At 66.0% G+C, this 686-nt stretch carries 1 protein-coding gene; it reads right to left on the reverse strand.

The window, feature by feature from the left end; all coding sequences use genetic code 11:
• On the reverse strand, positions 1 to 686 hold a 686-nt coding region (locus H9Y04_RS45890; RefSeq protein WP_187820182.1), incomplete at both ends, for a DNA-directed RNA polymerase subunit alpha.

Raw genomic sequence — 686 nt, forward strand, 5'->3', positions numbered from 1 at the left:
GGGCCCATGTCGATGCCCTCGGCGTCGATGTTGAGCTCGCGCGCCAGACCGAACAGCTCGACCAGGGTCTTGCCGGCGGACGCCATGGCGTCGCGCGGGCGCATGGCCTGCTTGGTCTCGACGTCGACGATCAGCTTGTCGAAGTCGGTGCGCTGCTCGACTCGGGTCGCCTCGACCTTGTAGGTGACCTTGAGCACGGGGCTGTAGATGGAGTCGACCGGGATCCGGCCGATCTCCTGGCCCACCTGCTTGTTCTGCACGGCGGAGACATAGCCGCGACCGCGCTCGACGGTCAGCTCCATCTCCAGCTTGCCCTTGCCGTTGAGCGTGGCGAGCACCAAGTCGGGGTTGTGTACCTCGACACCGGCCGGCGGGGCGATGTCAGCAGCGGTGACCAGGCCGGGACCCTGCTTGCGCAGGTACATCACGACCGGCTCGTCGTGCTCCGAGGAGACGACCAGCTGCTTGATGTTCAGGATGAGGTCGGTGACGTCCTCCTTGACGCCCGGCACGGTGGTGAACTCGTGCAGGACACCGTCGATACGGATGGACGTGACCGCCGCACCCGGAATCGAGGAGAGGAGCGTACGACGCAGCGAGTTGCCCAGGGTGTAACCGAAGCCCGGCTCCAGCGGCTCGATCACGAACCGGGAACGGAACTCGTCGACGACCTCTTCGGTCAGCGA

Source organism: Streptomyces polyasparticus (assembly GCF_014493765.1).
GTDB classification, from domain to species: domain Bacteria; phylum Actinomycetota; class Actinomycetes; order Streptomycetales; family Streptomycetaceae; genus Streptomyces; species Streptomyces polyasparticus.